At 68.4% G+C, this 26407-nt stretch carries 20 protein-coding genes; 13 read left to right on the top strand and 7 right to left on the bottom strand.

Annotated elements, in window-relative coordinates:
* Window positions 1-13: 13 nt before the first annotated feature.
* The gene (locus DTS01S_RS06255; protein WP_016447568.1) at window positions 14-802 is read right to left on the bottom strand and encodes a protein-L-isoaspartate(D-aspartate) O-methyltransferase; all 789 of its coding nucleotides are present in this window, start codon (window positions 800-802) and stop codon (window positions 14-16) included.
* Complete coding sequence (gene surE, locus DTS01S_RS06250) at window positions 799-1602, bottom strand: 5'/3'-nucleotidase SurE (RefSeq protein ID WP_016447569.1); 804 nt, start codon at window positions 1600-1602, stop codon at window positions 799-801. The genes DTS01S_RS06255 and surE overlap by 4 nt, the downstream gene beginning before the upstream one ends.
* A gap of 117 nt (window positions 1603-1719) precedes the next feature.
* On the opposite strand from surE, the gene DTS01S_RS06245 reads away from it, so the two are divergent.
* The 5 genes from DTS01S_RS06245 (at window position 1720) to DTS01S_RS06225 (ending at window position 9056) form a co-directional block, all read left to right on the top strand.
* Window positions 1720-2700 carry an NADPH:quinone oxidoreductase family protein gene (locus DTS01S_RS06245; RefSeq protein ID WP_016447570.1) on the top strand — a complete coding sequence of 327 codons (981 nt, stop codon included), beginning with the start codon at window positions 1720-1722 and terminating at the stop codon, window positions 2698-2700.
* 58 nt (window positions 2701-2758) lie between these two features.
* Window positions 2759-4357, top strand: a complete 1599-nt coding sequence (locus DTS01S_RS06240) for a GGDEF domain-containing protein (RefSeq protein WP_017404139.1) — start codon at window positions 2759-2761, stop codon at window positions 4355-4357.
* 60 nt (window positions 4358-4417) lie between these two features.
* Entirely contained in the window at window positions 4418-6052 is a 1635-nt protein-coding gene (locus DTS01S_RS06235) for an alkaline phosphatase D family protein (protein ID WP_017404138.1), read from the top strand.
* A gap of 137 nt (window positions 6053-6189) precedes the next feature.
* Window positions 6190-7419 carry a sodium/glutamate symporter gene (gene gltS, locus DTS01S_RS06230; RefSeq protein WP_016447573.1) on the top strand — a complete coding sequence of 410 codons (1230 nt, stop codon included), beginning with the start codon at window positions 6190-6192 and terminating at the stop codon, window positions 7417-7419.
* 23 nt (window positions 7420-7442) lie between these two features.
* Window positions 7443-9056: a phospholipase D family protein gene (locus tag DTS01S_RS06225; protein WP_061287451.1), complete on the top strand. Its 1614-nt coding sequence runs from the start codon at window positions 7443-7445 to the stop codon at window positions 9054-9056.
* Between the two features lie 16 nt (window positions 9057-9072).
* On the opposite strand, the gene DTS01S_RS06220 is transcribed toward DTS01S_RS06225, so the two are convergent.
* On the bottom strand, window positions 9073-10395 hold the full coding sequence (locus tag DTS01S_RS06220) for an NAD(P)/FAD-dependent oxidoreductase (RefSeq protein WP_061287450.1): 1323 nt from the start codon (window positions 10393-10395) through the stop codon (window positions 9073-9075).
* Between the two features lie 397 nt (window positions 10396-10792).
* Between DTS01S_RS06220 and DTS01S_RS06215 the strand changes: the two genes are divergently transcribed.
* Genes DTS01S_RS06215 through DTS01S_RS06205 form a run of 3 tightly spaced genes read left to right on the top strand, consistent with a single transcriptional unit; the run spans window position 10793 to window position 12209 of the window.
* Window positions 10793-11068 carry a ParD-like family protein gene (locus DTS01S_RS06215; protein ID WP_016447576.1) on the top strand — a complete coding sequence of 92 codons (276 nt, stop codon included), beginning with the start codon at window positions 10793-10795 and terminating at the stop codon, window positions 11066-11068.
* Window positions 11065-11871, top strand: coding sequence for a type I methionyl aminopeptidase (gene map / locus DTS01S_RS06210; RefSeq protein ID WP_046240831.1), 807 nt, complete (start codon window positions 11065-11067; stop codon window positions 11869-11871). Before DTS01S_RS06215 ends, map begins: the two co-directional genes overlap by 4 nt.
* 2 nt (window positions 11872-11873) lie before the next feature.
* Complete coding sequence (locus DTS01S_RS06205) at window positions 11874-12209, top strand: SMR family transporter (protein ID WP_012206837.1); 336 nt, start codon at window positions 11874-11876, stop codon at window positions 12207-12209.
* Window positions 12210-12236: 27 nt separating this feature from the next.
* Here the strand turns inward: DTS01S_RS06205 and DTS01S_RS06200 are convergent, their stop codons facing one another.
* The 3 genes from DTS01S_RS06200 to DTS01S_RS06190 all read right to left on the bottom strand — a co-directional run bounded on the left by DTS01S_RS06200 (window position 12237) and on the right by DTS01S_RS06190 (window position 17168).
* Window positions 12237-13883 (bottom strand): acyl-CoA synthetase, encoded by a 1647-nt coding sequence (locus DTS01S_RS06200; protein ID WP_061287470.1) that lies wholly within the window; start codon window positions 13881-13883, stop codon window positions 12237-12239.
* 471 nt (window positions 13884-14354) lie between these two features.
* Window positions 14355-15827 carry a hypothetical protein gene (locus DTS01S_RS06195; RefSeq protein WP_061287449.1) on the bottom strand — a complete coding sequence of 491 codons (1473 nt, stop codon included), beginning with the start codon at window positions 15825-15827 and terminating at the stop codon, window positions 14355-14357.
* A 3-nt stretch (window positions 15828-15830) separates the two neighbouring features.
* Window positions 15831-17168: an SPFH domain-containing protein gene (locus DTS01S_RS06190; protein ID WP_046986654.1), complete on the bottom strand. Its 1338-nt coding sequence runs from the start codon at window positions 17166-17168 to the stop codon at window positions 15831-15833.
* A gap of 265 nt (window positions 17169-17433) precedes the next feature.
* Here DTS01S_RS06190 and DTS01S_RS06185 point away from each other — a divergent pair, with 265 nt between their 5' ends.
* The 5 genes from DTS01S_RS06185 (at window position 17434) to DTS01S_RS06165 (ending at window position 25785) form a co-directional block, all read left to right on the top strand.
* Entirely contained in the window at window positions 17434-18159 is a 726-nt protein-coding gene (locus tag DTS01S_RS06185) for a response regulator transcription factor (protein WP_016447581.1), read from the top strand.
* Window positions 18156-20381, top strand: a complete 2226-nt coding sequence (locus DTS01S_RS06180; RefSeq protein WP_061287448.1) for a sensor histidine kinase — start codon at window positions 18156-18158, stop codon at window positions 20379-20381. The genes DTS01S_RS06185 and DTS01S_RS06180 overlap by 4 nt, the downstream gene beginning before the upstream one ends.
* A 41-nt stretch (window positions 20382-20422) precedes the next feature.
* Window positions 20423-22459: a DNA primase gene (gene dnaG / locus DTS01S_RS06175; protein ID WP_061287447.1), complete on the top strand. Its 2037-nt coding sequence runs from the start codon at window positions 20423-20425 to the stop codon at window positions 22457-22459.
* A gap of 260 nt (window positions 22460-22719) precedes the next feature.
* The gene (gene rpoD / locus DTS01S_RS06170) at window positions 22720-25155 is read left to right on the top strand and encodes an RNA polymerase sigma factor RpoD (RefSeq protein ID WP_016447584.1); all 2436 of its coding nucleotides are present in this window, start codon (window positions 22720-22722) and stop codon (window positions 25153-25155) included.
* Between the two features lie 150 nt (window positions 25156-25305).
* Window positions 25306-25785, top strand: a complete 480-nt coding sequence (locus DTS01S_RS06165; protein ID WP_016451277.1) for a CYTH domain-containing protein — start codon at window positions 25306-25308, stop codon at window positions 25783-25785.
* Window positions 25786-25897: 112 nt separating this feature from the next.
* On the opposite strand, the gene DTS01S_RS06160 is transcribed toward DTS01S_RS06165, so the two are convergent.
* Entirely contained in the window at window positions 25898-26404 is a 507-nt protein-coding gene (locus tag DTS01S_RS06160; RefSeq protein WP_016447586.1) for a GNAT family N-acetyltransferase, read from the bottom strand.
* Window positions 26405-26407 lie beyond the last annotated feature (3 nt).

The raw sequence follows: 26407 nt of genomic DNA, 5'->3' as shown, positions 1-26407 counted from the left end.
AAGTTATTCCCTTCTAGGCGATGCCCGATTTTAGGGGGACAAAGTTCACAGCCTCCAAAATCGATTGCGTAAACCCGTGTGAACTCTTGTCAATCACCAGCAGTGCCTGCTTACCCCCCGTAACCACCATGGGCGCGACAAGCCGCCCGCCCACGGCCAGCTGGTCGCACCAGGCCGAGGGCATGCTCTCGCCGCCGGCGGCCGAGATGATGCCCGCGTACGGAGCGCCGCTGCCATAGCCTTCCATGCCGTCTCCAAAGATCAGATGGACATTGGTCAGGCGCCAGGGCCGCAGGTTGCTGCGCGCTTTCTCGTGCAGGCCGCGCAGGCGCTCGATCGAATAGACCTCGCGTGCCACGCGCGCCAGCACGGCCGCCTGGTAGCCGCAGCCGGTGCCGATCTCCAGCACGCGGCCCAGGCCCGACTTCGCGGCCTCCGAACCCAGCAGCAGCTCGGTCATGCGGGCGACCACGCTGGGCTTGGAGATCGTCTGGCCCAGACCGATGGGCAGGCTGGTGTCCTCATAGGCCTGGTTGACCAGGGCGCTGTCCACGAAGCGGTGGCGCTCCACCGCTCCCATGGCAGCGAGCACGGCCGGCGACTGGATGCCGGTGGCGGCCAGCCGTTGCACCATGCGCGCGCGCACGGCGGCCGAATCCATGCCGATGCCCGAGGGCTGTTGCGGGGCACGGGCGGCGGCGGTGGCCAGCGCGGAGCGCGCGGGCACCGCGCGCGAGGCCGGCGCAGGGTTCTGCACCGAGCGCGCCACCCACGAGGGAACTCCGGGACGGCGCTCGCTCACGGTTGCACCGCCCCGCCCTGGGCAGGCAGCACGGCCTGACTGGCCGATGCCAGCCTGGCCGCCGTCTGCGCCCAGTAGCCCAGGTTGTCATGGTCGGTCAGGTCCACCTTCAGCGGCGTGACAGACATGTGGCCGTGGGACGTGGCGTGGAAGTCCGTGCCCTCCGAGTCATCCATGGCCGCGCCTGCGCTGCCTATCCAATACATCATTTCGCCGCGCGGGCTCTCCTGGGTGATGACGCGCTCGGCCGCATGGCGGCGGCCCAGCCGGCACAGCTTGAGCGGCTTGAGCGCGGACAGCGGCATGTTGGGAATGTTCACGTTGAGCAGCCAGGGCGACAGGCCGATCAGTTCCTGCGACTGCATGTCCATGACCAGCTGGCGCGCGGCGGCGGCGGCAGCCTCGATCTCGGACCAGCCCTTGTCCACCTGGGAGAAGGCAATGGCGGGAATGCCGAAAAGAAAGCCCTCCATGGCCGCGCCGACGGTGCCCGAATAGATGGTGTCGTCGCCCATGTTGGCGCCGTTGTTGATGCCGGAGACCACCAGGTCGGGCCGGTAGCCCAGCAGGCCGGTCAGGGCGATGTGCACGCAGTCTGCCGGCGTGCCGTTGACATAGCGGAAACCGTTGTGGGCCTGGTGCACGTACAGCGGTGCATTCAGCGTCAGGGCGTTGGACTTGGCACTGTTGTTGTGCTCCGGCGCCACCACCTCGACGTCTGCCACCGTGCGCAGCGCCTCGTACAAGGCCTGGATGCCGGGCGCCTGGTAGCCGTCGTCGTTACAAATGAGAATCTTCATGGATACAGCAGGGATTGCGGGCGATTGTAGGCGGGCGTCTCGTCGCCCGAGGGACAGGAGGCATTCCCGCCACACTCCTATCATCGGCCAGGCATTCAATCACAGGAGACAACCACCATGCACGCTTGGCTTTGCACAACGCCCACGGGCGTCGATCAACTGCAGTGGACGCAGCTGCCCACACCCGCACCGGGCCCTGGACAGGTACTGCTCGAAGTGAAGGCGGCCAGCCTGAACTTTCCCGATCTGCTGATCGTGCAGAACAAGTACCAGATGAAGCCTGAGCTGCCGTTCGTGCCGGGTTCGGAATACGCGGGCGTGGTCCAGGCCGTGGGCGAAGGCGTGAGCCACCTCAGCGTGGGCCAGCGCGTGGCCTGCCTGTCGGGCACCGGGGGCTTTGGCACCCATACGCTGGCACCGGCCGCGCTGTGCATGCCGCTGCCCGATGGATTCAGCTTCGTCGATGCAGCGGCCTTCATCATGACCTATGCCACCTCGCACCATGCGCTGATCGACCGTGGCCAGCTACGCGAGGGCGAGACCGTGCTGGTGCTGGGCGCGGCAGGCGGCGTGGGCACGGCCGCCATCCAGATCGCCAAGGCGGCAGGCGCACGCGTGATCGCGGCAGCCTCCACCGACGAAAAGTGCGCGCTGTGCAAGGCCCAGGGCGCCGATGCCACCATCAACTACAGCCAGGGCGACCTGCGCGCGGCCATCAAGGAGGCCACCGACGGCAAGGGCCCCGACGTGGTCTACGACCCCGTGGGCGGCGACTTCGCCGAGCCCGCCTTCCGCTCCATCGCCTGGCGCGGCCGCTATCTGATCGTGGGCTTTGCCGCAGGCCCCATCCCGGCCCTGCCGCTGAACCTGCCGCTGCTCAAGGGCGCATCGCTGGTGGGTGTCTTCTGGGGCGAGTTCTCCCGGCGCGAGCCCAAGGCCAACGCGGCCATGATGCAGGAGCTGGCCCAGTGGTACGGCCAGGGAAAGATCAAGCCCGTGATCGACCGCACCATGCCCATGGCCGAGCTGCACGCGGCCTACGCACGCATGGGATCGCGCCAGGTCCAGGGCAAGCTGGTCATGGTCAACGAGCAGTGAACCGGGCGCCGGCCATGCCACACTGGAGGGCATTGCATTCTGAAACAACTGCCCACCCATGGCCGAGCGCTCCGCTTCCGAACTGGCACGCGAAACCCTGCGGCAACTGGCGCTGAACCGCCTGCCGCCCACCCCGGAAAACTACACCCGCCTCTATGAGCAGGCAGCCGGCGAACCCGGCCCCGCCAGCTTTCCCCAGGGGCCGTTGCGCCACGTCCATGCGCTTTTGCCTGCGCAGACGCCCGGACAGAAGCGCCTGCGCGACCAGTTGGGCGCCGCCATAGAGCGCAGCGACTGGCAGGGCCTGCAGCAGGTCATCACCGCCTATGCCAACGCGGCCCTGCAGCCGCCAACCCATGAGGCCAGGCCCGTGGAATTGCCCGTGCCGCCGCCCCTGCAGGCTTTGCCCGAGGATCTGACGCAGCAGCTGGCGCGGCGCTTCGAGGCCTTCTTTACGCTGCTGAACACCCAGGAAGCCAAGACCCGGCAACTGCATCAGCAGCTCATGGAACAGCTGCAGGCACCGCCCGTGGACGCCAAGGCCCTGGCGCGGCGCCTGCATGACCAGCACTACCAGCTGTCGTTCTCCATTGCCGACCAGCTCCAGGTCCTGCAGCTGGTGCAGGAGCTGCTGCAGACCCTGATCCAGCATCTGGCCCAGGACCCCACGCACGGCAGCTGGCTGGTGCCGCAGCTCACGGCCATCGAGCAGGCCATCACGCCGCCGCTGTCACCCGCGCCCCTGGTGGATGCGCGGCGCGAGCTGCAGACCGTGATCCACCGGCGCATGCAGCTGCAGGACGGCATGGCCGCCGCGCAGCAGGCGCTCAAGGACATGCTGGGCGGCTTCGTCCAGCATCTGGCAAAGATCACGAGCAGCAACGAAACACTGGGCGCCCGCATGGAGGAAGCCGCGCGCCAGCTGGACGGCATCCAGCGCCTGGAGGATGCCGCCCCGCTGCTGCAACAGGTGCTGGAGGCCACCCGCACCATGGCCGCCGGCAGCCGCGTGGCCCAGGAAGAGCTGCAATCGCTGCGCAGCCATGTCGATGCCTGCGAGGCGCGCATAGAGGCCCTGCAGCAGGAACTGGACGAGGCCGCGCGCCGTGCACGCCACGATCCGCTGACCGGCCAGCTCAACCGCCTGGGCGTGAGCGAGGCGCTGGACCGCGAGGTGGCGCGCGCCCAGCGCCATGGCCAGCCGCTGAGCGTTGCCCTGCTCGACATGGACGGCATGCAGGCCCTCAATGCCGAGCTGGGGCATGCCATGGGCGATGCCGCCCTCATCCATGTGGCCCAGCTGGCACGCCAGGGACTGCGTCCCGAGGACGTGGTGGGCCGATACGAGGGCCAGGCCTTCGTGCTGCTGCTGCCCCAGACACCGGAGACTGCGGGCGCCCAGGCGCTGCAGCGCCTGCTGCAGTTGCTGGAGCAGACGCCTTTGCCAGCCTCTTCGCAGACGCCAGGCCAGCCGGCCCCCCGGCCATTGAGCTTCAGTGCGGGCGTGGCCCAGCTGCAAAGCCACGAAAACGGCATGGACGTGCTGCGCCGCGCGGATACCGCCATGCTGCAGGCCAAGGAGCGCGGCAAGCACAGCATTGCCACGGCATCAGGCGCACAATGGCAGCCAGTTGGAAATGCAGGCGCCGGCCTTTGATCCACCGAGGCCACGCTCCGTATCTCCCCGCTTTCTTGCGCCACCTGCCCCCGAACCGCCATGCCCCTGCCCTTCAGCGCCCCCGTCCCTGCACCGCGGCGCCAGTTTCTGGTCGCAGCGGGCCTGGCCACGGCGCTGGGCCAGTTGCCTGCCTGGGCCCGCCTGGGCGAGCGGCCTGCGCACAACCCCTTCACGCTGGGCGTGGCCAGCGGCGACCCCGAACCCGACAACGTGCTGCTGTGGACGCGGCTGACGCCACCGCTGGCCCAGCTGGGCGAGACCGACACCACGGCCATGCCTGCGCTCAAGATCCGCTGGGAGCTGGCGCACGACCCGCTGTTCCGCCAGATCGTGCGCAGCGGCGAGGCCATGGCCCAGCCCGAATGGGGCCACGGCGTGCATGTGCAGGTGGGAGGGCTGGCGCCTGACCGCTGGTACCACTACCGCTTCATGCTGGGCCAGGCCGTGAGCAGCACGGGCCGCTGCCGCACGGCGCCCGCGCCCGGCAGCCTGCCCCAGCGGCTGCGCCTGGCCTATGCCTCCTGCCAGCGCTGGGAGCACGGCTACTACGCGGCCTGGCGCCAGGTGGTGCAGGACGCGCCGGACCTGGTGCTCTTCCTGGGCGACTACATCTACGAGTACGCCACGCCCGCCATGACGCTGGGCCTGGCCCGCACCCACAACCTGCGGGCCGCGCAAAGCCTGCAGGACTACCGGGACCGCTACGCCCTGCACAAGAGCGACCCGCTGCTGCAGGCAGCGCACGCCATGTGCAACTGGTCCGTGGGCTGGGACGACCATGAGGTGGAGAACAACTACGCCGGCGACCAGGGCCAGGGCGATGCCGGGCGCTTCCTGGCCCGGCGCATGGCTGCCTGGCAGGCCTTCTACGAGAACATGCCGCTGCGCGCCAGCGCGCTGACCGGCGCGGGCGCCCAGCATGGCGGCGGCGGGCTGCAGCTGTACCGCAGCCTGCAGTGGGGCCGGCTGGCCCGGCTGCATTTTCTGGACGGCCGCCAGTACCGCAGCGCCCAGGCCTGCCGCGCCGAGGGAGCGGCAGACAAGGGCAGCGTGCGCCCTGCGCAATGCGCAGCCCTGTCGGATACGGCGCGCAGCTTCCTGGGCTGGACGCAGGAGCAGTGGCTGTACCGCCAGCTGGCCGAAGATGCCCGCCAGCACGCAAGCGAGGGACCGCGCTGGAGCATCCTGGCCCAGCCCACCCTGGTGTCCACGCACCGGCCGCCCTCGGGATCGCAGGCCACGGACAGCTGGGACGGCTACCCTGCAGCGCGCCAGCGCCTGGTGCGCCACCTCACGCCGGGCGCCCAGCCCACGCCGCGCAACAGCGTGCTGCTGGGCGGCGACCTGCACCAGAACTATGTCTGTGCCGTGCACGCAGACCCCGAGGCCGCGCCCGAGCGGCGCAATCCCGTCGTGGCCAGCGAGTTCTGCAGCACGTCCATCACCTCGCGCAGCGGCACCACCCAGGCCAAGGTCGATGCCATCGTCGACCACAACCCGCAGGTGCTGTACGCACGCTGCGAGGAACGCGGCTACGGGCTGGCCGACATCACGCCCGAGCGCTGGACCAGCGAGCTGCGCGCCGTGGCCAACCCGATGCGAGCCGACAGCCGCATCTACACGCTGGCCCGCTTCACCGTCGAGGACAGGCGGCCCGGCCCCGTAGCCAGCTGACAGGGCACTGACGCAGGGCACGACCAAAGGGCACTTTCAGCAGGCCTGGCAATCAGTGGCTATCCTGACATCGCCCCCCGGCATGCCGCCTATCGTATGGTGCGCTGCCTTGCCCCGCCCACCGGAAAACGGAAGCCATGCACCTGACTTTCAGCGCCTACTACACCCTGATCTTCGCCGCCCTCGTCCTTTTGCTGGGCAAATGGCTGGTACGGCACCTGCGCCTGCTGCGCGAATTCAACATCCCCGAGCCCGTGGCCGGCGGCCTGGTCGTGGCCGTCGCCCTGTTCGTGCTCAACCAGACCCTGGGCTGCACCTTCAGCTTCAGCAGCGAGCTGCAGATGGCCTTCATGCTGGTGTTTTTCTCGTCCATCGGGCTGAGCGCCAATTTCGCCAAGCTGCGCGAAGGCGGCCGTTCGCTGCTGCTGTTCCTGGCCGTGGTCGCCGTCTTCATCAGCCTGCAGGATCTGGTCGGCGTGAGCCTGGCCAAGATGCTCGGGCTCGATCCGCTGTTCGGGCTGATCGCAGGCTCCGTCACCCTGACGGGCGGCCATGGCACGGCAGGTGCCTGGGGCCAGGTTTTCGAGCGCGAATACGGCATCCAGGGCGCGGTCACCCTGGGCATTGCCTGTGCCACCTTCGGACTGGTGATCGGCGGCCTGATCGGCGGCCCGCTGGCCAAGGCCCTGATCACGCGCCGCAGGCTTGCCGTGCATGACCCCGCAGCCGCCCCCGAAAAACAGCCCCCGCTGGGCGAAAGCGCAAGCCACGGCGGCTTCGAGAACCCCGAGCAGACGCGCCTGATCACCACCAGCGCGGCCATAGAAACACTGGCCCTGTTCGCGGGCTGCCTGGGCTTCGCCGAGTTCATGACGCAGTTCACCGCCGGCACCCTGTTCTCCCTGCCCACCTTCGTCTGGGCGCTGGCCGGTGGCGTCCTGATCCGCAACACGCTGGACTATGTCTTTCACTTCCAGGTATTCGACCGGGCCATCGACGTCTTCGGCAATGCCTCGCTGTCCATCTACCTGGCCATGGCCCTGCTGTCGCTCAAGCTGTGGGAGCTGGCGGGGCTGGCGGCACCGCTGATGGTGATCCTGGCGGCCCAGACGCTGGTCATGGGCCTGTATGCCGCGCTGGTGACCTTCCGCATCATGGGCAGCAACTACGATGCAGCCGTGCTGGCCGCCGGCCACTGCGGTTTCGGCATGGGTGCCACGCCCACGGCCGTGGCCAATATGCAGGCCATCACCAACCAGTACGGCCCATCGCACAAGGCCTTTCTCATCGTCCCTATGGTGGGCGCCTTCTTCGTCGACATCGTCAATGCCACCGTGATCCAGCTGTTCATCCGCTGGCTGCACTGACCACTACGAACACCGAACGCACCATGCCCCTGCTGCGCCGTGCCCTTGCCGCCACCCAGGCGCTCGTCCTGACCCTGCTGCTGGCAGGCTGCAGCCTGCCGCCCCTGGCCGGCCGCAGCGAATCCACGGCACTGCCGCCCGAGGCCGCCCAGGCCACGCTGCTGGGCCAGGCGCTGGCACCGCTGCTGGACCAGCATCCGGGGCTCACCGCAATCCACGCGCTGTCCGACGCACGCAATGCCTACGCCGCGCGCGCCCTGCTGGCCCGCGTGGCACAGCGCACGCTGGATGTGCAGTACTACATCTGGCGCGGCGACACCACGGGCCACCTGCTGCTCGACGAACTGCGCCGCGCCGCCGACCGGGGCGTGCGCGTTCGCCTGCTGCTGGACGACGGCGGCACGGCAGGACTGGACACCCAGCTCGGCGCCCTGGACCAGCATCCGCAGATCGAGGTGCGGCTGTTCAACCCCTTTGCCCAGCGCACGCCCAAGGCGCTGGGCTATGTCACGGATTTCTCGCGCACCCAGCGGCGCATGCACAACAAGAGCTTCACGGCCGACAGCCAGGCCAGCATCGTGGGCGGCCGCAACATAGGCGACGAGTACTTCGCGGCCACCGACGGCGTGCTGTTCGCCGACCTGGACGTGGTGGCCATGGGGCCGGTGGTGGCCGACATTTCACATGCTTTCGACCAGTACTGGGCCAGCGCGTCGGCCTATCCCGCGGCCAGCCTGCTGCCGCCGCTGCCCGACTATGCGGTGGCGCGCGCCTACGAGGCCCTGGCCACCGAAGTGCAGCGCCCCGAAGCCCAGGCCTATGTGCGCGCCGTGGCGCAAAGCCCGTTCACGCGCGAGCTGCTGGCCGGCCGCCTGCCACTGCAATGGGCCCGCGCCACCCTGGTCAGCGACGACCCGGCCAAGGTGCTGGGCCAGGTGCCCAAGGAGGGCCTGCTGATCACCCAGCTGACCCCGGCCATCGGCCAGCCGCAGCGCCAGCTGGACCTGGTCTCGCCCTACTTCGTGCCCACCGAGGCCGGCGTGCGCGCCCTGGCCGGCCTGCGCCGCCAGGGCATTGCCGTGCGCGTGCTCACCAACAGCCTGGAGGCGACCGACGTGGCCGTGGTCCATGCCGGCTATGCCCGCTACCGGCGCCCGCTGATCGAGGAAGGCGTGCAGCTGTACGAGCTGCGCCGGCAGATCGGCAGGCAGGACGACGAACCCAGCCCAGGCCCGCGTTCGCCCGCAGCGGCATCGGCAGGGAAAGCGGCGGTGGGTTCCGGCAGCCGCCCCGGCAGCTCGGGCTCCAGCCTGCATGCGAAGACTTTTGCGGTCGATGGCGAGCGCATCTTCGTGGGCTCGTTCAACTTCGACCCGCGCTCGGCCCACCTCAACACCGAGATGGGCCTGCTGATCGACAGCCCAGAGATGGCTTCGCAGATGAGCCGCATGCTCGACCAGAGCCTGCCGTCTGCCGCCTACCACGTGCAGATCGATGCACAGGGCCGCCTGAGCTGGACCACGGAAAGCGGCACGCCGCCTGCGCCGCTCACCACCACCACCGAGCCCGGCAGCAGTGCATTCAAGCGCCTGATGCTGCGCGTGCTGGGCTGGCTGCCCATCGAGGGGCTGCTTTGATGCCGGGTCCTGCCGCTCAGTCCAGCCGGATCGACGGGCGCAGGCGCGAATTCATCAGATCAATCAGCCACAGCAGCCCGCCGCGCCAAAAGCCGTAGATGCGGGCCTGGTGCGAGCGGTACAGCATGATGTGGCTCAGCATGGCCATGCGCCCGCGGATCACGCCGCCGTTGAACAGGCCGAATTTGCCCAGCGATCCATAGGCGTCGTAATGGGCCAATGACACCAGGGCGCCAAAGTCGCGGTAGGCAAAGCCTTCGGGACGGAAACCCGGCTCCTTCAGCAGGCGCGGCAGCGTCTCCACCAGATAGCGAGCCTGCTGGTGCGCCACCTGGGCGGTGGGCGGCAGCGGCACGCTGGCCCCGGGCAGGGTGAAGCTGGCGCAGTCCCCCACGGCGTAGACATGGGGGTCGCTGGTCTGCAGCTGGCCGTTGACCTTGAGCTGGTTGCCTTGCGTGGTCTCCAGTCCCAGCTGCGCCAGGAAGGCCGGGGCCTTCACGCCCGCTGCCCAGACACGCAGGCCTGCGGGGACGAACTCGCCGCTGGCCAGCACGAACCCCTCTTCGCTGGCCGACTGCACGCGGCCGTTGACGATCACCGAAACGCCCAGGGCCTGCAGGCGCAGGCGCGTGGCTTCGGAAATCTCTTCAGGAAAACCGGGCAGCAGGCGCGGCCCGGCCTCGATCAGCACGATGCCGAAGCGCGCGGCCTCGCCCAGCGCGCCATAGGCCCGGGCGCTCTCGGCCAGCTGCACCAGCTCGGCCGCCAGCTCCACGCCCGTGGCGCCGCCGCCCACGATGGCCACGCGCAGCTGCTCGCCGCTGGTCATGCAGCGCACCATGCGCAGGCGGATCTCGCTGTTGAAGGCATCGGCCTTGCGGCGCGAGTCGATCATGAAGCAGTGCTCGTCCACGCCCGGCGTGCCGAAATCATTGGCGCCGCTGCCCACGGCGATCACCAGCCTGTCGTAGGCAATGCGCCGGCCCGGCACGATCTCGCGGCCATCAGGCGCCTCGATGGGGGCCAGCAGCGCCTCGCGGGCCTCGCGGTCCAGGCCGCACATTTCGCCGGGCTGGTAGGCAAAGCTGGCGTCGCTGGCCTGGGCCAGGTAGGTGGTCTGCTGCTGGGCCAGGTCGCGCGTGCCGGCCGCAATGGTGTGCAGCATGGGCTTCCAGACATGGGCCGAATCGCTGTCCACCAGGGTCACCGAGCCGATGGCCCCCGTGCGCCCCTTGCCCAGCGCCGTGGCAATCTCCAGCCCCGCCACGCCACCGCCCACGACGACGATGCGCGCCCCGCCCGATGCCGTTGCCGAACCCGCTTCTTGTTCCTTGCCCATTGCTGCTCCCTGCCGGAAGGCCCGGCCGGCCGCACCATGCGCCGGCTTGCAGGACATTCGCTTCCAGACAGTCTTGATTCTTATCAGTTTGGGTAGCAGGCGACTTGCTAGGGGTAAGCCCCAGATCTGCAACAGATATCTGATAGAAGACCGCCGATCACACCGAGCAGGGTCTTGTACAGGACCGCGCCGCAGGAAAAACATCACCTCTGTCGGATGGCCAGCCGGACCTGATCATTGCGCTATCAACACAAGAGCATCCGCCCCGTCCGTCACGCAGCATCGCCGACGACATGACGGCCTGCATCTGCAGGCCTGCACGAATGCCCCGCTGCCGGGCCCGCGATTTGCGATTGTCAATATACGAAACGTATATTCCCCGTATGATCGCCACCCCATGGGAATCGTCAAAATATCCGACCAATTGCACGACCAGATCCGCCTGTCCAGCGCGGCCCTGGGTCGATCCATCAACGCCCAGGCCGAGCATTGGCTGCGTGTCGGCCAGTTGGCCGAACACCATCCCCATCTCGACTACGCAGGCATCTGCGCCCTGCTGCTGCAAGAGGCCGCGGCCACGCTGAAGCTGGGCGAGCCCGAAGCGGCGCCGGCTCCCGCCGATACGGCAGCACGCCGCCCGCGCCCCGTGCGCCTGTCGGAAGGCCTGCAATGAGGGGCGCCAAGCTGCGCAGCGTCCCGCTGCACGATGCCCTCGATATCGGGCAATCACGCAAGGCCGGTGGCCTGGCCGCCCGCGTCCTGCAGATGCTGGTGCCCCACGTGCAGCCGGGCGTCAGCACCGAGCACCTGGACAGGCTCTGCCATGACTTCATCGTCGACGAACTGCGCTGCGTGCCCACCAACGTGGGCTACCACGGCTTTCCGAAGACGGTCTGCACCTCGCCCAACCACGTGGTCTGCCACGGCATCCCCGACGCCCGTCAGATCCTGCGCGAGGGCGACATCCTCAATGTCGATGTGGCCGTGACCACGCCCGAGGGCTGGATCGGCGACACCAGCCGCATGTACTACGTGGGCCAGCCCTCCAACCAGGCGCGCCGCCTGGTGGAGACCACCTACGAGGCCCTGCTGGCCGGTATCCGCGCCGTGCGCCCCGGCGCCACGCTGGGCGACATCGGCCATGCCATCCAGACCGTGGCCCAGCGCGAGCGCTTCAGCGTGGTGCGCGAGTACTGCGGCCACGGCATCGGCAAGGTCTACCACGACGACCCCCAGGTGCTGCACTACGGCCAGCCCGGCCAGGGCATGGTGCTGGAGGCCGGCATGATCTTCACCATCGAGCCCATGCTCAACGCCGGCAAGGCGGCCACGCGCGAACTGGCCGACGGCTGGACGGTGATCACCAACGACAAGTCGCTGTCCGCCCAGTGGGAGCACATGGTGGTGGTGACCGACACGGGCTTCGACGTGCTCACGCGCTGGCCCGAGGGCACGGGCAGCTACGCGGCCATCTGAGCATGGCGTCCAACTACCTGTACCTGGGCCTGGCCATCGTCGCCGAGGTGGCGGCCACCTCCTGCCTCAAGCAGTCCGAAGGCTTCACGCGGCTGTGGCCCAGCGTGGTCACGGTCCTGGGCTACGCGCTGGCCTTCTACTTCCTGTCGCTGACACTGCGCACCGTGCCCACGGGCGTGGCCTATGCGATCTGGTCGGGCGCGGGCATCGTGCTGATCTCCCTGGTCGGATGGCTCTGGCAGGGCCAGACGCTGGACCTGCCCGCGCTGGCGGGCATGGGCCTGATCGTGGCGGGCGTGCTGGTCATCCAGCTGTTTTCCAAGACGGCCGGACACTGAGCCGCTGCCCGCGCTGCGGCCTGGCCCTCAGCCCGTGATGGCCTGGACCGACCCGGCCTGGCGGCGCAGTTCGAACTTCTGGATCTTGCCCGTGCTGGTCTTGGGCAGCTCGCCAAAGACCACGGCGCGCGGCACCTTGTAGCCGGCCAGGTGCTTCTTGCAGTGGGCCACGATGTCTTCGGCCGTGGTCTGCGCGCCGGCCTTCAGTTCGATGAAGGCGCAGGGCGTCTCGCCCCACTTGGGATCGGGCTTGGCCACCACGGCGGCGGCCATCACGGCCGGGTGGCGGTAGAGCACGTCCTCTACCTCGATGGACGAGATGTTCTCGCCGCCCGAGATGATGATGTCCTTGCTGCGGTCCTTGATCTGTATATAGCCGTCCGGATGCTGCACGGCCAGGTCGCCCGTGTGGAACCAGCCGCCGCGGAAGGCCTCGTCCGTGGCCTGCGGGTTCTTCAGGTAGCCCTTCATGGCGATGTTGCCCTGGAACATGATCTCGCCCATGGTCTGGCCGTCATGGGGCACGGGTTCCATGGTCTCGGGATCGAGCACGCTGGCCGAGCGCTGCAGGTGGTAGCGCACGCCCTGGCGGGAATTGAGGCGCGCGCGTTCGCCGATGTCCAGCCCATCCCAGGCTGCGTGCTTGGCGCAGACCGTGGCCGGGCCGTAGACCTCGGTCAGGCCGTAGACATGGGTGATGTCGAAGCCCAGCTGCTCCATGCCCTCGATCATCGAGGCCGGCGGCGCCGCGCCCGCCACCATGGCCTTGACTCCGGCGGGCACGCCCTCCTTCATGGCGGCCGGCGCGTTGACCAGCAGGCCGTGCACGATGGGCGCGCCGCAGTAATGCGTGACGCCGTGGTTGCGGATGGCGTCGAAGATGGCCTGCGCCTCCACCCTGCGCAGGCAGACATTGACCCCCGCGCGCGCCGCCACCGTCCACGGAAAGCACCAGCCGTTGCAATGGAACATGGGCAGGGTCCACAGGTAGACGGCGTGCTTGGGCATGTCCCACTCCAGCACATTGCTGATGGCATTGATGGCCGCACCCCGGTGGTGGTAGACCACGCCCTTGGGGTTGCCCGTGGTGCCGCTGGTGTAGTTCAGCGCAATGGCGTCCCACTCGTCGGCGGGCAGCTGCCAGTCGAAACCGGCATCGCCGCCGGCCACGAAGTCGTCGTAGTCCAGGCTGCCCACCTGCTCGGCGGCCGGGCCGTACAGCGTGTCCTCGACCTGGATCACCAGCAGCGGCGCGCTGCGCTGGCGCAGCTTCAGCGCCTTGGCCACCACGCCCGTGAACTCCGGGTCCACGATCAGCACCTTGGCCTCGCCATGGTCCAGCATGAAGGCGATGGTTTCCGCATCCAGCCGCGTGTTCAGCGCATTGAGAACGGCGCCGGCCATGGGCACGCCGAAATGCGCCTCCACCATGGGCGGCGTATTGGGCAGCATCACGGCCACGGTGTCGTTCTTGCCCACGCCCGCCTTGTGCAGGCTGCTGGCCAGCTGGCGGCAGCGCGCATAGGTCTCGCCCCAGTTGCGGCGCAGCGTGCCGTGGACCACGGCCAGCCGCTCGGGATAGACCTCGGCCGTGCGGGCGATGAAGCCCAAGGGGCTGAGCGGCGCATGGTTGGCGCTGTTGCGGTCCAGGTGCTGGTCGTAAATGTGGGTCATCGTGGTCTCCGGTTCGCTGGGGTTCTTGGTGTGATGCAGGTCTGCCATTGCAGACTGGCGAAACCTGAAGATATAGCAAGACAGGCTTACACAAGCTTGATGCGCGACCACCGGGCGCGCCACCGCACAGGCCCGGATAACCAAAGCGGCATGCATGGTCTTTGCAGGGCATCACAACTTTCAGAATTTCATGAAAATTGAAAATACTCATGCAAAACAATCACTTGACCTGCCTGCAGGCGCGCCCCCGACTGTCCCCCAGGCGACTGCACAACCACAGTCCTCTATAAGACATCATTTATCAGATGACTCGGCCGCACGGCCTCGGCTTCACTCGTAGAATCGCCGCTTGGATTCGCCGGCCAGCACCGCTGGAAGGCGAACAAGGAGTTCCTAGAGGAGTCGCCTGGCAACGCTCCAGGCATCGTTGGAGACGAGCCTGCACCCCACCGGTGCAGGCTTTTTTTTGCTTCAGCGCAGGCTCAGGGACTGGCGCTTCCAGGCCGGGTCCTGCCAGCGCTGGAACAGCGGCAGGGCAGACACATCGCCGGTCACGCGCTCGGTGGCCAGGCCGTCCAGCCGCACCACTTCGAAGCTCTTGCGGTAGCGGCCCTGGCCACGGGCCTCGCGCGCCACCAGCATCAGCTGGCCGCCAGGCACCCAGCCCGCCCATTCGGCCACGCCGGTCTCCGGCGCGGTGGCGGCGGGGGGAAGCACATCGGCCAGCCAGCCGCCTTCGGTCTTGCGCAGCACCCACAGTTCGCGCCAGCCTTCCAGCGGCTGCACGGCCAGGGCCACGGCCGTGCCCTCGCGGTTGGTGCTGGCCGATGCAGCCCACACCAGGCCATAGGTGCAGCGGCGCAGCAAAGGGGCCTTGGCGCCGTGCTGGGCGTCCACCAGCAGCACGCAGGTTTCGCCGGCAGCACCGGGCTCGGTCAGCAGCGTCGGGCGGGCTCCGGCAGCAGGAGCCGCAGCAGCAACAGGCGCCAGCGCCCAGCGCACGGCGCTCACCCGCATGGCCGCGTCGTTGTAGGCGCTCTGGTCTTCATCGGGCAGCTCGGACTTGCTGACGCCCGTGAACTCGGCCAGCGCCCGGGCGGCCGATGCCGCCACGGCAGGGTCGGCCATGCCTTTGCGCGCCTGCTGAAAGGCCAGCGCGCCCCACACGCTGGCGCGGCGCATCTGCACGCGGCCGCGCAGGTAGGGCGGCAGGCCGGTCACATCCACGCGCTCCAGCACATCGGCCTGCCAGGCGTACAGGCGGGCGCGCTCATGGGCCGGCAGATCGGGGTCCACGCATTCGGGCCGTGTCAGCGCCAGGGCGGCGCGGGCGCGCTGCGGCGCGTCGGCGGCCGGCATGGCGAGCACGCGGCGGAAGAATTCCCCTTCGTAGCAGACCTGCATGCGGCCTTCGACCTCATGGGTCGCAAAGCGCAGGCCGTAGCCGCTGGCCACATCCAGGTGGGCCGACAGCGTGGCGCCCGAGGTCTTGCCGGGCGCAGCGGCGGAGGCGCGCCTCGCCAGCCGGTCGGCAAAGCCGCCCAGTGCGTCGAAGGCCTGCGCGCCTTCGGCGCCAGCCAGGGTCCTGGCGGGCGCGGCCTGCAGGTAGGCAGCCGCCAGGCCGATGCCCAGCGCCTCAGCACCGGGCGTGTCCTGCACGAAGCGCAGCACGGCCAGCAGCGCGGGGGCATCGGCCTCGGTCATGGCCACGCGGCGCACATCGCCGGCGCGGATGAAGCCGCCGCGCTCGCGCTTGTGGTCCCAGACCTGGAGGTAGTCCAGGCGTTCGCCCCTGATCTCCAGCACCTCGCCCTGCCACAGGCTGGCCTGCTGCTGGGCGCCATCGCGCGGCGCGGCGCGCAGGCTGGCCTGGTCCTGCACCACGATGGCGCTGCCCATGCCGGTGGCCAGCGCTGCGGCGGCCAAGGTCGATACGGTCAGCATGGCTTATTGCTCCTGAACGGCTGCGTTGGCATCTTCGGCCGCCACGGAGGCTGCGCCGGCCTGTGCATTGCGGCTGCCGCCCAGCAGGGCCGCGCCGATGAAGTCGCCATTGGTCGGCGGGGGCGCGATGATGACCTGGATCTTGTCCGAGAGCTTGTCGGCCAGCGTCTTCTGGATGAGCAGCGGGTAGCGCGTGACCAGGGTGCCTTCGCGCGCCATCTGCTCGGCGTTGACCTTGCCCAGGCGGTCCATGCGGAAGGCCTCGGCCTCGGCCAGCTTCTGGCGTGCATCGGCTTCACCGTTGGCCTCGATGCGGCGGGCCTGGGCGCTGCCCTCGGCGGCTTTCACGCGGGCCACGCGCTCGGCCTCGGCCTCCAGCTGGCGCTGCTCGATCTGGCGCTGCTTGAAGGGCAGCACATGCTTCATGGCCTCTTCCTGGGCACGCGCCGCAATCACCTGCTCGCGTGCGGCGGCTTCGGCGGCCACTTCGCGGCGCACCTTGTCGGCATTGGCGTCCAGCTCGGTTTCCTTGACGCGCTTGTCCTTGAGCTCCAGCGTGTAGCGCATCTTCTCGGAGGCCAGCTCCTCGGCCAGCAGGCTGTCCATGCCGCGGCGGTACTCGGCGGGCAGGTCCACCTTGCCGATCTGGATGCTGCGCAGCGTGACGCCGTCGGCCGCCAGGCGCGTGCGCAGTTCGGTTTCCATGATCTGGGCGATCTCGGCACGCTTGGTCGAGAAAATCTCGCGCACGGTGTAGCGTGCGAACACCTTGTAGACCAGGCCCTGCACGGCGGGCTCCACGATGTCGCCGCCTATGTCCAGAGGCAGGTTGCCGACCTTGACGGCGGGCGATGCGGGATCAAGCGCATAGCGCACGTTCAGGTCCAGACCCAGGGACAGGCCCTCGACCGACTGCAGGGGTGCGCTGCCATTGGCCTGGCGCATGGCCTCCGGACGGTAGCTCTGGTCGCGCAGGGAGAACACGCGCACCGTGTGCAGGCCCGGAACCACCCACACGCTGCCATCGCGCCACAGGCTGACGGAGCCCGTGAACTGGTTCAGGCGCACGCCCAGCGTGCCCTGCTCCAGGTGCTGCACGGGCGGGTTGCGCACCACCACCAGGCCGGCCGCCACCACCACGGCGCCGATGGCCAGCCAGCGCACGGTACGTGCCGTGGGCAGCAGGACTGCCCAGTCCACGGGCTGGCGGCGGGGCGCGTTGCCCGGCAGCGTGCCGGCGTCGGCTGCAGGCTCGGAGGAATCGGCGGTGCCGGCTCCGTCCAGGCGGGCGGACTTGCGGCCCGTCAGGGCCTGCATGATGCGGTTCCAGGTGGCTTTCATGGTGTTCTCTCTCTCGGCTGTGATGGCTGTTGTTGGCTGTTGTTGGCTGTTTCTGAGGCACCGGAAACAGGGGTGGCTCATTGAGGACCGATTGTTCGGATCCACCCCGGAAGCAACAACGCAGCGCACGGACCAAAGCGCTCACACCGGCGGCGCAAACGCTCCGGCCCCGGAAGAAAAACTCACACCCGGGCCGGCGCAGGGCCGAGATAATCCCGCGAACACCGCCACGGCGGCCTCCCCGACCCCACCCCTGCACAGCCCCATGACCCGTATCGCCGTGATCGAAGACGACCTGCCCACCAGCAACCAGTTGGCGGGATGGATACGCAGTGCGCGCAGCGGCATCGTGATCGACCAGTGGTTCACGCGCGACGAGGCCGAGGCCGCCCTGGCGCGCGAGCACTACGACGCCGTGGTGCTGGACATCGAGCTGGGCCGCGAGCGCCATGCCGGCGTGGCCCTGATCAACGCCATCAACAAGCTGGGCCAGGGCACGCCGGTGCTGGTGGTGTCGGCCATGCCGGCCGCCATCTACCGCAGCATCATGAAAGCGCTGGACGCCTGGGACTACCTGCAAAAGACCACCTTCGAGGAGGCCGACTTCATCGAGACCTTCCTGGACATCCTGCGCACCACGCAGCGTGCGGCGCCCGTGGCCGCGCAGGCAGCCGCAGCGCCTGCAGGCGACGCCCTGGTGCTGGACCCGCTGTGGCAGCGCACGCCCACCTGGCGCGGCGAGCGCATCAACCTGCCGCTGACGGCCCAGCGCATCCTGGCCACGCTGCACCAGCGCAGCGGCGAAGTGGTGTCCTACGACGAGCTGTTCGAGGTGGTCAAAAGCGGCCGCAACCGCGACAACGTGCGCAAGCACGTCAGCACCATCCGCGAGGCCCTGCGCGAGGTGGACCCGGGCTTCGAAGGCATAGAGAACGTGCCCATGCGCGGCTTTCGCTGGGTGGGCCAGGCCGGCGCCGCCGCCCGCGCATGAAGCGCCTGCTCAACCCCAAACTGGAGCTGCCCCGGCTGGAAGTGCCGCGCCTGGGCCTGGCCGCCTTCCGCCAGCGCATCCTGCTGCGCGGCGTGTTCGTGCTGCTGGCCGTGGCCACGGTGGCGCTGAGCGTGGTGGTGCTCAAGGACGAGAAGGAACGCGCCTGGCAGGCCTACCAGCACGGCTTTGTGCGCAGCCAGGCCGAGGTCATGGCGCGGCTGCGCCATCCTTCGGGCCGGCTGGCCCTGCTCAACGCCGGCCACCTGGGCCAGGGCGTGACGCCGCTGGCGCCGCTGCTGCTGCCCTATGCGGCCATCGACTTCGACGATCCGCAAAAGTCCCAGCAGGCCGTGGAGATGGCCGGCTGCTCGGTGCAGTATCCCGATGGCGCCTCGCTGTGCGCGGCCATCGGCAACAACCCCTACGCAGGCGGCTTCATCTATCTGGTGGGCAGCTTCTTCGCAGGCGAGCTGACACCGCGCGAACGCGGCTCGCGCGAGCCCGCCCAGGCGCACCGCGCCCGCATCACGCTGGACATGCGCGGCAGCACCTACCGCTGGATCGCCCCCTATGAGGCCATGCCGCAGCAGGGCAGCAGGGCCGGCAACGGCGAGCACGGCCGGCTCACCGGCTTTGTGGACAACGGCACGCCCCAGCTTGAGGCCCGCGCGCGGCCCGTGCGCGATTTCCGTGGCTGGCTCTGGCAGAACGGCCATTGCCGCGACCTGCCGCCTGGCGTGCAGGGCAATGCGGGCAATGCGGGCAATGACAAGACCCCCCCTGCAGCCGACTGCCTGCGCCGCACGCACTACTCCATCCGCCTGCCGGTCGAGCTGTTCCGCGAAGCCCTGTTCCGCAGGGACGTGCGCCCCGTCTGGCCGCCCGAAGACCTGGGCAGCATGCGTGTGCGCGTGGAAATGCTGGCCCCCGGGGACACGGAGCCGCCGCTGTTCGACAGCAATGCGCCGGGGGCGCAGCTGGCCGCCTCGCTCAACGACATCTCGCGCAGCCTGCTGCCCGGCGAGCGCGTACAGATTCGCAAGGTGGGTGCCGACGAGGCCAGCACCATTACCCTCAAGGGCGTGGATGTGCAGGCCGCGCCGTCGGCGCCCTGGCTGCTGCGCCTGATCAGCTGGCTGCCGCTGCATGCGGCCGGCGTCTCCGCCGCCACCATGACCCCGGCCGTGCCCACGGGCCAGGACATTCTGGACACGCCCACGGGCAACTACACCGTCAGCTTCACCGGCCACCCGCGCGATGTGGAGCAGGGCCTGGCCGCCGTGGCCACGCGCCTGTCCTGGTACCTGGGCGCCATGCTGGCCGCCATTGCGCTGGCCTGGCTGATCGTCGAGCTGGGGCTGATCCGCCGCGTGACCGCCCTCACCCGGCGCGCCGCCGCCGTCTCCTACAACGTGCAGGACGGCCATGTCGGGCCACGCCTGGGCGATCTCGAAGTGTCGGACCTGCGTGGTTCCGACGAGCTGGGCATTCTGGCCGGCGGCCTGGCCGACCTGCTGCAGCGCGTGAAGGACGACCTGCAGCGCGAGCAGCTGCGCGCCCAGCAGGAACGCGACATGTGGCATGCCGTGGGCCACGAGATCATGTCGCCCCTGCAATCGCTGATGGTGCTGTACGGCCCCGACGACCCCGGCCACCGCTATGTGCAGCGCATGCAGCAGGCCGTGCATGTGCTCTACGGCACGGCATCGCCGGCCGAGGCGCTGCAGGCCGCCACCGTGCCGGAGGGCCGGCTGGACCTGGACGCCTTCCTCAGCCACGTGGCGGCCAACGCGCACTATGCGGGCATTGCCGATGTGGTCTACGAAGGCGGGAACAAGAGCGGGAGCGCGGGAGCCGCCGGCGCCGTGATCGTGCGCGCCGACGAATTTGCCCTGGAGGACGTGGTCACCCACATCCTGCGCAATGCCGACAGCTACCGGCCGGCCGGCACGGCCATCACGCTGTCGCTGTCGGCCTCCGAGTCCACCGCCAGCGCCACGCTGCACAACCAGGGCGCCACCATTGCGGAGGACCTGCTGGAGCGCATCTTCGAGCTGGGGGTGTCCGCGCCCCAGGAGCCTTCTGCCGCCAGCGGCGCCGAGCACCGAGGACAGGGCCTGTTCGTGGCCAGGACCTACATGGCCAAGATGGGCGGCACGATCAGGGCCCACAACACGCGCGATGGCGTGGCCTTCACGCTGACCTTCCAGCGCCTGGGCTGAGGGCCGGGCGCTGCCGGCCAGTGCCCCCGGGGCACGGCCGGATGGCCCCGCGAAGGCACAATACGCGGGTGTCCATTCCCCAATCGTTCATCCAGGAGTTGCTCGCGCGCGTCGACGTGGTCGACATCGTGGGCCGTTACGTACAGCTCAGGAAGGGCGGCGCCAACTTCATGGGCCTGTGCCCTTTCCACAGCGAGAAGTCGCCTTCCTTCACCGTCAGCCCCAGCAAGCAGTTCTATCACTGCTTCGGCTGCGGCAAGAACGGCAACGCCATCGGTTTTCTGATGGACCATGCCGGCATGGGCTTCGTCGAAGCGGTTCAGGATCTTGCCGGCCAGGTCGGCCTGCAGGTGCCGCAGGACGACATCAGCCCGGCCGAGCGCGAGCGCCAGGCCGCCCAGAAGCAGAAACAGGCCACCCTCACCGACGTGCTGGAAAAGGCCGGCGAATCTTTCCGCAAGCACCTGAAGGCCTCCCCCCAGGCCATCGACTACCTCAAGCGCCGCGGCGTCTCGGGCGAGACCGCCAGGCGCTTCGGCCTGGGCTACGCGCCCGCCGGCTGGCGCAACCTGGCCAGCGTCTTTGCGCATTACGACGATCCGCAGCTCGAAGAATCGGGCCTGGTCATCGTCGGCGAGGACGACGGCAAGCGCTACGACCGCTTCCGCGACCGGCTGATGTTTCCCATCCGCAACGTCAAGGGCGAGTGCATAGGCTTCGGCGGCCGCGTCTTCGGCGACGAGAAGCCCAAATACCTGAATTCGCCCGAAACCCCGGTGTTTCACAAGGGGCGCGAACTCTACGGCCTGTTCGAGGCCCGCACCGCCCTGCGCGACATGGGCTATGCGCTGGTCACCGAAGGCTATATGGACGTGGTGGCCCTGGCCCAGCTGGGCTTTGCCAACGCCGTCGCCACGCTGGGCACGGCCTGCACGCCCGATCACATTCACAAACTGTTTCGATTTACTGACGCCGTCGTTTTCAGCTTCGACGGCGACGGGGCGGGCCGGCGCGCCGCGCGCAAGGCGCTCGATGCGGCCCTGCCCTATGCCAGCGACACGCGCAGTGTCAAATTCCTCTTCCTGCCCGCCGAACACGACCCGGACAGCTTCATCCGCGAATACGGCAACGAAGCCTTTGCCCGCTACGTGGGCGACGCGCTGCCGTTGAGCCGCTTTCTCATCGAAGCGGCCAGCGAAGGCTGCGACCTGGGCCAGGCCGAAGGCCGTGCCCACATGGCCAGCAATGCCCGCCCCCTGTGGACGGCCCTGCCTGACGGCGCGCTCAAGCGCCAGCTGCTGGGCGAGATCGCCGAACTCGTGCAGCTCGATGCGCGCGACCTCTCCGACCTGTGGTCGCAGGAAGCCGCTCGCAGCGGCCCGGCGCGGGGCTCCATGGCCGGCGGTGCTTCCCATCCGGGCCAGCAGGCCGGCCATGCACCGGCCGCGCCCGACTGGGGCCAGCCTGTCGAATACGGCGCGCCTTCGGGCTGGCACGAGCGTGGCGGCCATGGAAGCGGCGCGGGCGGCTGGCGCAGCGGCGAGCCCGGGCGCGGCGGCAAAAAGCCCTGGCCGCGCAAACCCTGGGACAAGAATGGCCGGGCCGACTTCAACCCGCCCCCCATGGGCCCGCGTGGCGCGCCAGCCACACGCACCGACCAGGCGGCACGCCTGCTCATGGCGCACATGGAATTCATGGAAGAACTCACCCACGAGGACTTCGAGGCACTGGCGCACTGCTCAGGCGAACATGGCGCCATGTTCCGCTGGATGGAGGCACAGTTCCAGGAATCCGGGGCCCGGCCCTTTGCCGTGCTGCGCGAACAACTGCGCGGCCTGCCTCACGAAACGCTGGCAGACAGGCTCATGAGCGGCCCCCACGCGCATCCCGAGGGCGAACTGCCCGAGCTGCGCCGTGAGTTGCGTGATGTCCTCAATCGCATGGTCATCGTCCACATCAAGGCCCAGATCGACGAAGCCTTGCGCGACATGGCACGGGACCCCAGCGCCGCCCAGCGCTATCGCGATCTCTTTGCCCGACAGCAGGCCCTGGAAAACCAGATGCGCACTTCCTCTTGAAATCGAGGTAAGCAGATATAATTGGGGGCTATCGGCAAGAGCGACAGCAGCACCTCCGGACCGGGCCCCGTGACGAACTCACGTGATTGCAGCAACTGCACGGCCCAATTTCCCGCAAGGACTGCACACCAAATGATCGCCCAGACATCTTGCCTGGAATATGTACGCTTCCCTGGCGGGCCTAGTCCGTCCGCGCGCGCTTAGGCGGCGCTTGTTTGAGTTTCCCTTTGTGTGTGTTCGCTCCCGACCGTGAGGTGCTCATGCCCGTTTCAAAGTCCGTGAAGTCCAAGCAGGCCCCCGAAGCTCCAGCGAAGCCCAAGACTTCGACAACCTCTTCAGCCCCGGCCGTCAAGGCCGGTGCCGGCAAAGCCGCTGCAGGACCGAAGAGCGCCGCATCTGCGGCCAAAGCAAAGAAAGATACCGACGTGGTAACCAAGTCCCAAGCCGAACTCAAAGCCATGGCCGACGAACTGCTCGCCGCCGCGACGCCCAAGCGTGGCCGCAAGAAGGCAGCCGAAGGCGACGACGCCCCCGCCCAGACAGAAAAGAAGCCTGCTGCCGCCAAGAAGGCGCCGGCCAAGGCCGCCACCTCCACCGCTGCAGCCAAGACCCCCGCCAAGCGCGGCCGCAAGCCCAAGGCCAAGGAAGCGGGCGACGACATGGACGACGCCGACCTGTCGGACATCGATGGCGACATCGATGGCGAAGTGGAAGGCGAAGTCGAGACCGAAGTGGAAGTCGAGGTCGAGGCCTCCTCGGCCCCGGCTGAAAAGGTCAAGCCCCTGCGCATGAAGATCAGCAAGGCCAAGGAACGGGCCTTGATGAAGGAATTCGGCCTGGACGAAACCGTCCTGACCGAAGAGGAAATGTCCACCCGCCGCCAGCGCCTGAAGGCGCTGATCAAGCTGGGCAAGACGCGCGGCTACCTGACGCACAGCGAAATCAACGACCACCTGCCCGACAAGCTGGTCGATGCCGAGACGCTGGAAGTCGTGATCTCCATGCTCAACGACATGGGCGTGGCCGTCTACGAGCAGACCCCCGACGCGGAAACCCTGCTGCTGAACAACACGGGCCAGTCCGCCACCACCGAAGAGGAAGCCGAGGAAGAGGCCGAAGCCGCCCTGTCCACGGTGGACTCCGAATTCGGCCGCACCACCGACCCCGTGCGCATGTACATGCGCGAAATGGGCACGGTGGAGCTGCTGACGCGCGAAGGCGAGATCGAAATCGCCAAGCGCATCGAAGGCGGCCTGATGGACATGATGGAGGCCATCTCGGCCTCACCCGCCACCATCGCAGAAATCCTGGCCATGTCCGAGGAAATCCGCGAAGGCAAGGTCGTCATCTCCACCATCGTCGACGGTTTCGTCAACGCCAATGAGAACGACGACTACGTGGCCGAAGAAGACTTCGACGAATACGACGAAGAGGACGACGACGACGGCAAGGGCGGCTCCAAGGCACTGACCAAGAAGCTCGAAGAACTCAAGAACGAGGCGCTGCGCCGCTTCGACGCCATGCGCGAGAACTTCGACAAGATGCACAAGGTGTACGACAAGGAAGGCTACGGCACGCCCACGTACATCAAGGTGCAGAAGGCCCTGACCGAAGAGCTGATGACCATCCGCTTCACGGCCAAGACCATCGAGAAGCTGTGCGACCTCGTGCGTGCCCAGGTCGATGACGTGCGCAAGAAGGAACGCGAGCTGCGCAAGATCATCGTGGACAAGTGCGGCATGCCGCAGGAAACCTTCATCGCCCAGTTCCCGCCCAACCTGCTGAACCTGCAGTGGGTGGTGGAGCAGGTCGCGGCCGGCAAGCCCTGGAGCAGCGTGCTGGAGCGCAATGTCCCGCCCGTGCAGGAACTGCAGCAGAACCTGATCGACCTGCAATCGCGCGTGGTCGTGCCGCTGGACGAGCTCAAGCGCATCAACAAGCGCATGAACGACGGCGAGCGCGCCAGCCGTGACGCCAAGAAGGAGATGATCGAGGCCAACCTGCGCCTGGTGATCTCCATCGCCAAGAAGTACACGAACCGCGGCCTGCAGTTCCTGGACCTGATCCAGGAAGGCAACATCGGCCTGATGAAGGCCGTGGACAAGTTCGAATACCGTCGCGGCTACAAGTTCTCGACCTATGCCACGTGGTGGATCCGCCAGGCCATCACGCGCTCGATCGCCGACCAGGCGCGCACCATCCGCATCCCGGTGCACATGATCGAGACCATCAACAAGATGAACCGCATCTCGCGCCAGCATCTGCAGGAGTTCGGCTTCGAGCCCGATGCGTCCATCCTGGCGGCCAAGATGGAGATCCCGGAAGACAAGATCCGCAAGATCATGAAGATCGCCAAGGAGCCGATCTCCATGGAAACGCCGATCGGCGACGACGACGATTCGCACCTGGGCGACTTCATCGAGGACACCAACAACACCGCTCCCGTGGACGCCGCCATGCAGGCCGGCCTGCGCGACGTGGTCAAGGACATCCTCGACGGCCTCACCCCGCGCGAAGCCAAGGTGCTGCGCATGCGCTTCGGCATCGAAATGTCCACTGACCACACGCTGGAAGAAGTGGGCAAGCAGTTCGACGTCACGCGCGAACGCATCCGCCAGATCGAGGCCAAGGCCCTGCGCAAGCTCAAGCACCCGAGCCGCTCGGACAAGCTGCGCAGCTTCATCGACTCGCTTTAAGGCGCTGTGGATGCCGCCCCCCGGGCCGGCAACCGCCCCCCTGGAAAGCCCCGCACTCCCCTGCGGGGCTTTTTGTTTGTGGCCGGCCATCTGCCGGGCAGGGCGACGGTGGCGCGATAGACTGCCGCCTTTGTCTGCAAGGGCATCAGCATGGCTCTCGAAATCGAACGCAAATACCTTGTGGCCGACCCCGGCGTCGTGACCGGCCTGACCGGCGTGCGCATGGCGCAGGGATACATCGCCGACAACGGCATGTGGGTGCGGGTGCGCATCGCCGGGGACACCGGATTTCTCACGCTCAAGGGGCCGGCACGCGGCATGAGCCGCGCCGAATTCGAATACCGGATTCCGCTGGCCGACGCCGAGACGCTGCTGGCCCAGCACTGCGCGCATGGCGCACTCGAAAAGGTGCGCTACATCGTGACGGTGGACGGCTTCGACTTCGAGGTCGATGTATTCGAAGGCCCGCTGGCCGGGCTGGTCACGGCCGAGATCGAACTGGCCAGCGAGGATATCCAGCCGCCCTCGCCCGCCTGGCTGGGAGCGGAGGTCACCGCTGATCTTCGCTACAGCAACGCGCAACTGGCCAAGACCCGGCAGGTGCCTTCACCGGCCGTGCTGCCGGGCTGATGCAGGACGGCCTTGTGGACGCCCCGGGGCTACGGGGGGCTACAGGGGGCCACCAGGGGGCGACAGAGGCCGCAGGGACTGACTGCCGGAACTTCCTGCGCTGTGCAGCGGCTCAGCCGCCGGCCCGGTCCAGGGCCATCGTCTGCACGCGCAGTTCGCAGCCCTCGCGCAGCGGCTGCAGCCCGCCCACAGGCCGGAAGCCGTTCGCCAGGTACAGGCGCATGGCGGGAGAGTCGGCATCGGTCACACCCAGCCGCACACGCTGCATGCCCTTGTGCCAGGCCCAGGCGACGGCCTGGGCCAGCAGGGCCTGGCCCGCACCCCGGCCACGCACGGCGGGATCGACCCACATCTGGAAGAGATCGGCCACGCCGGGCTCGGGGGCACACAGCTTGCACCAGAGCAGGCCGCAGGCCTGGCCGCCGTTGACGGCGAAGAGCACCCTGTCCCTGCCGCCGGCAACGGCGGCCTGCAGCCGCGCAGCCCAGTCCGCGTCAACCCTTGCGGCCTCCGACTCCCAGGTGCTGCCGAAGGCGTCGGGTGCATCGCGCAGGGCACGCAGGCGGATATCCCGGTACTGCGGCCATTCATGGGGTTCAACGGGGCGGATGGAGATCATGGT

This window comes from Delftia tsuruhatensis NBRC 16741, from assembly GCF_001571325.1.
Lineage (GTDB): Bacteria > Pseudomonadota > Gammaproteobacteria > Burkholderiales > Burkholderiaceae_C > Comamonas > Comamonas tsuruhatensis.
Note: the sequence above shows the minus strand (reverse complement) of the source record. Positions and strands in the feature narration are given on the sequence as shown.

What these genes read in the sequence shown, in the direction of transcription:
- surE (WP_016447569.1), bottom strand. Translation starts at nt 1,602, where the DNA reads ATGAAGATTCTCATTTGTAACGACGACGGCTACCAGGCGCCCGGCATC.
- DTS01S_RS06245 (WP_016447570.1), top strand. Translation starts at nt 1,720, where the DNA reads ATGCACGCTTGGCTTTGCACAACGCCCACGGGCGTCGATCAACTGCAG.
- DTS01S_RS06240 (WP_017404139.1), top strand. Translation starts at nt 2,759, where the DNA reads ATGGCCGAGCGCTCCGCTTCCGAACTGGCACGCGAAACCCTGCGGCAA.
- DTS01S_RS06235 (WP_017404138.1), top strand. Translation starts at nt 4,418, where the DNA reads ATGCCCCTGCCCTTCAGCGCCCCCGTCCCTGCACCGCGGCGCCAGTTT.
- gltS (WP_016447573.1), top strand. Translation starts at nt 6,190, where the DNA reads ATGCACCTGACTTTCAGCGCCTACTACACCCTGATCTTCGCCGCCCTC.
- DTS01S_RS06225 (WP_061287451.1), top strand. Translation starts at nt 7,443, where the DNA reads ATGCCCCTGCTGCGCCGTGCCCTTGCCGCCACCCAGGCGCTCGTCCTG.
- DTS01S_RS06220 (WP_061287450.1), bottom strand. Translation starts at nt 10,395, where the DNA reads ATGGGCAAGGAACAAGAAGCGGGTTCGGCAACGGCATCGGGCGGGGCG.
- DTS01S_RS06215 (WP_016447576.1), top strand. Translation starts at nt 10,793, where the DNA reads ATGGGAATCGTCAAAATATCCGACCAATTGCACGACCAGATCCGCCTG.
- map (WP_046240831.1), top strand. Translation starts at nt 11,065, where the DNA reads ATGAGGGGCGCCAAGCTGCGCAGCGTCCCGCTGCACGATGCCCTCGAT.
- DTS01S_RS06205 (WP_012206837.1), top strand. Translation starts at nt 11,874, where the DNA reads ATGGCGTCCAACTACCTGTACCTGGGCCTGGCCATCGTCGCCGAGGTG.
- DTS01S_RS06200 (WP_061287470.1), bottom strand. Translation starts at nt 13,883, where the DNA reads ATGACCCACATTTACGACCAGCACCTGGACCGCAACAGCGCCAACCAT.
- DTS01S_RS06195 (WP_061287449.1), bottom strand. Translation starts at nt 15,827, where the DNA reads ATGCTGACCGTATCGACCTTGGCCGCCGCAGCGCTGGCCACCGGCATG.
- DTS01S_RS06190 (WP_046986654.1), bottom strand. Translation starts at nt 17,168, where the DNA reads ATGAAAGCCACCTGGAACCGCATCATGCAGGCCCTGACGGGCCGCAAG.
- DTS01S_RS06185 (WP_016447581.1), top strand. Translation starts at nt 17,434, where the DNA reads ATGACCCGTATCGCCGTGATCGAAGACGACCTGCCCACCAGCAACCAG.
- DTS01S_RS06180 (WP_061287448.1), top strand. Translation starts at nt 18,156, where the DNA reads ATGAAGCGCCTGCTCAACCCCAAACTGGAGCTGCCCCGGCTGGAAGTG.
- dnaG (WP_061287447.1), top strand. Translation starts at nt 20,423, where the DNA reads ATGGCCCCGCGAAGGCACAATACGCGGGTGTCCATTCCCCAATCGTTC.
- rpoD (WP_016447584.1), top strand. Translation starts at nt 22,720, where the DNA reads ATGCCCGTTTCAAAGTCCGTGAAGTCCAAGCAGGCCCCCGAAGCTCCA.
- DTS01S_RS06165 (WP_016451277.1), top strand. Translation starts at nt 25,306, where the DNA reads ATGGCTCTCGAAATCGAACGCAAATACCTTGTGGCCGACCCCGGCGTC.
- DTS01S_RS06160 (WP_016447586.1), bottom strand. Translation starts at nt 26,404, where the DNA reads ATGATCTCCATCCGCCCCGTTGAACCCCATGAATGGCCGCAGTACCGG.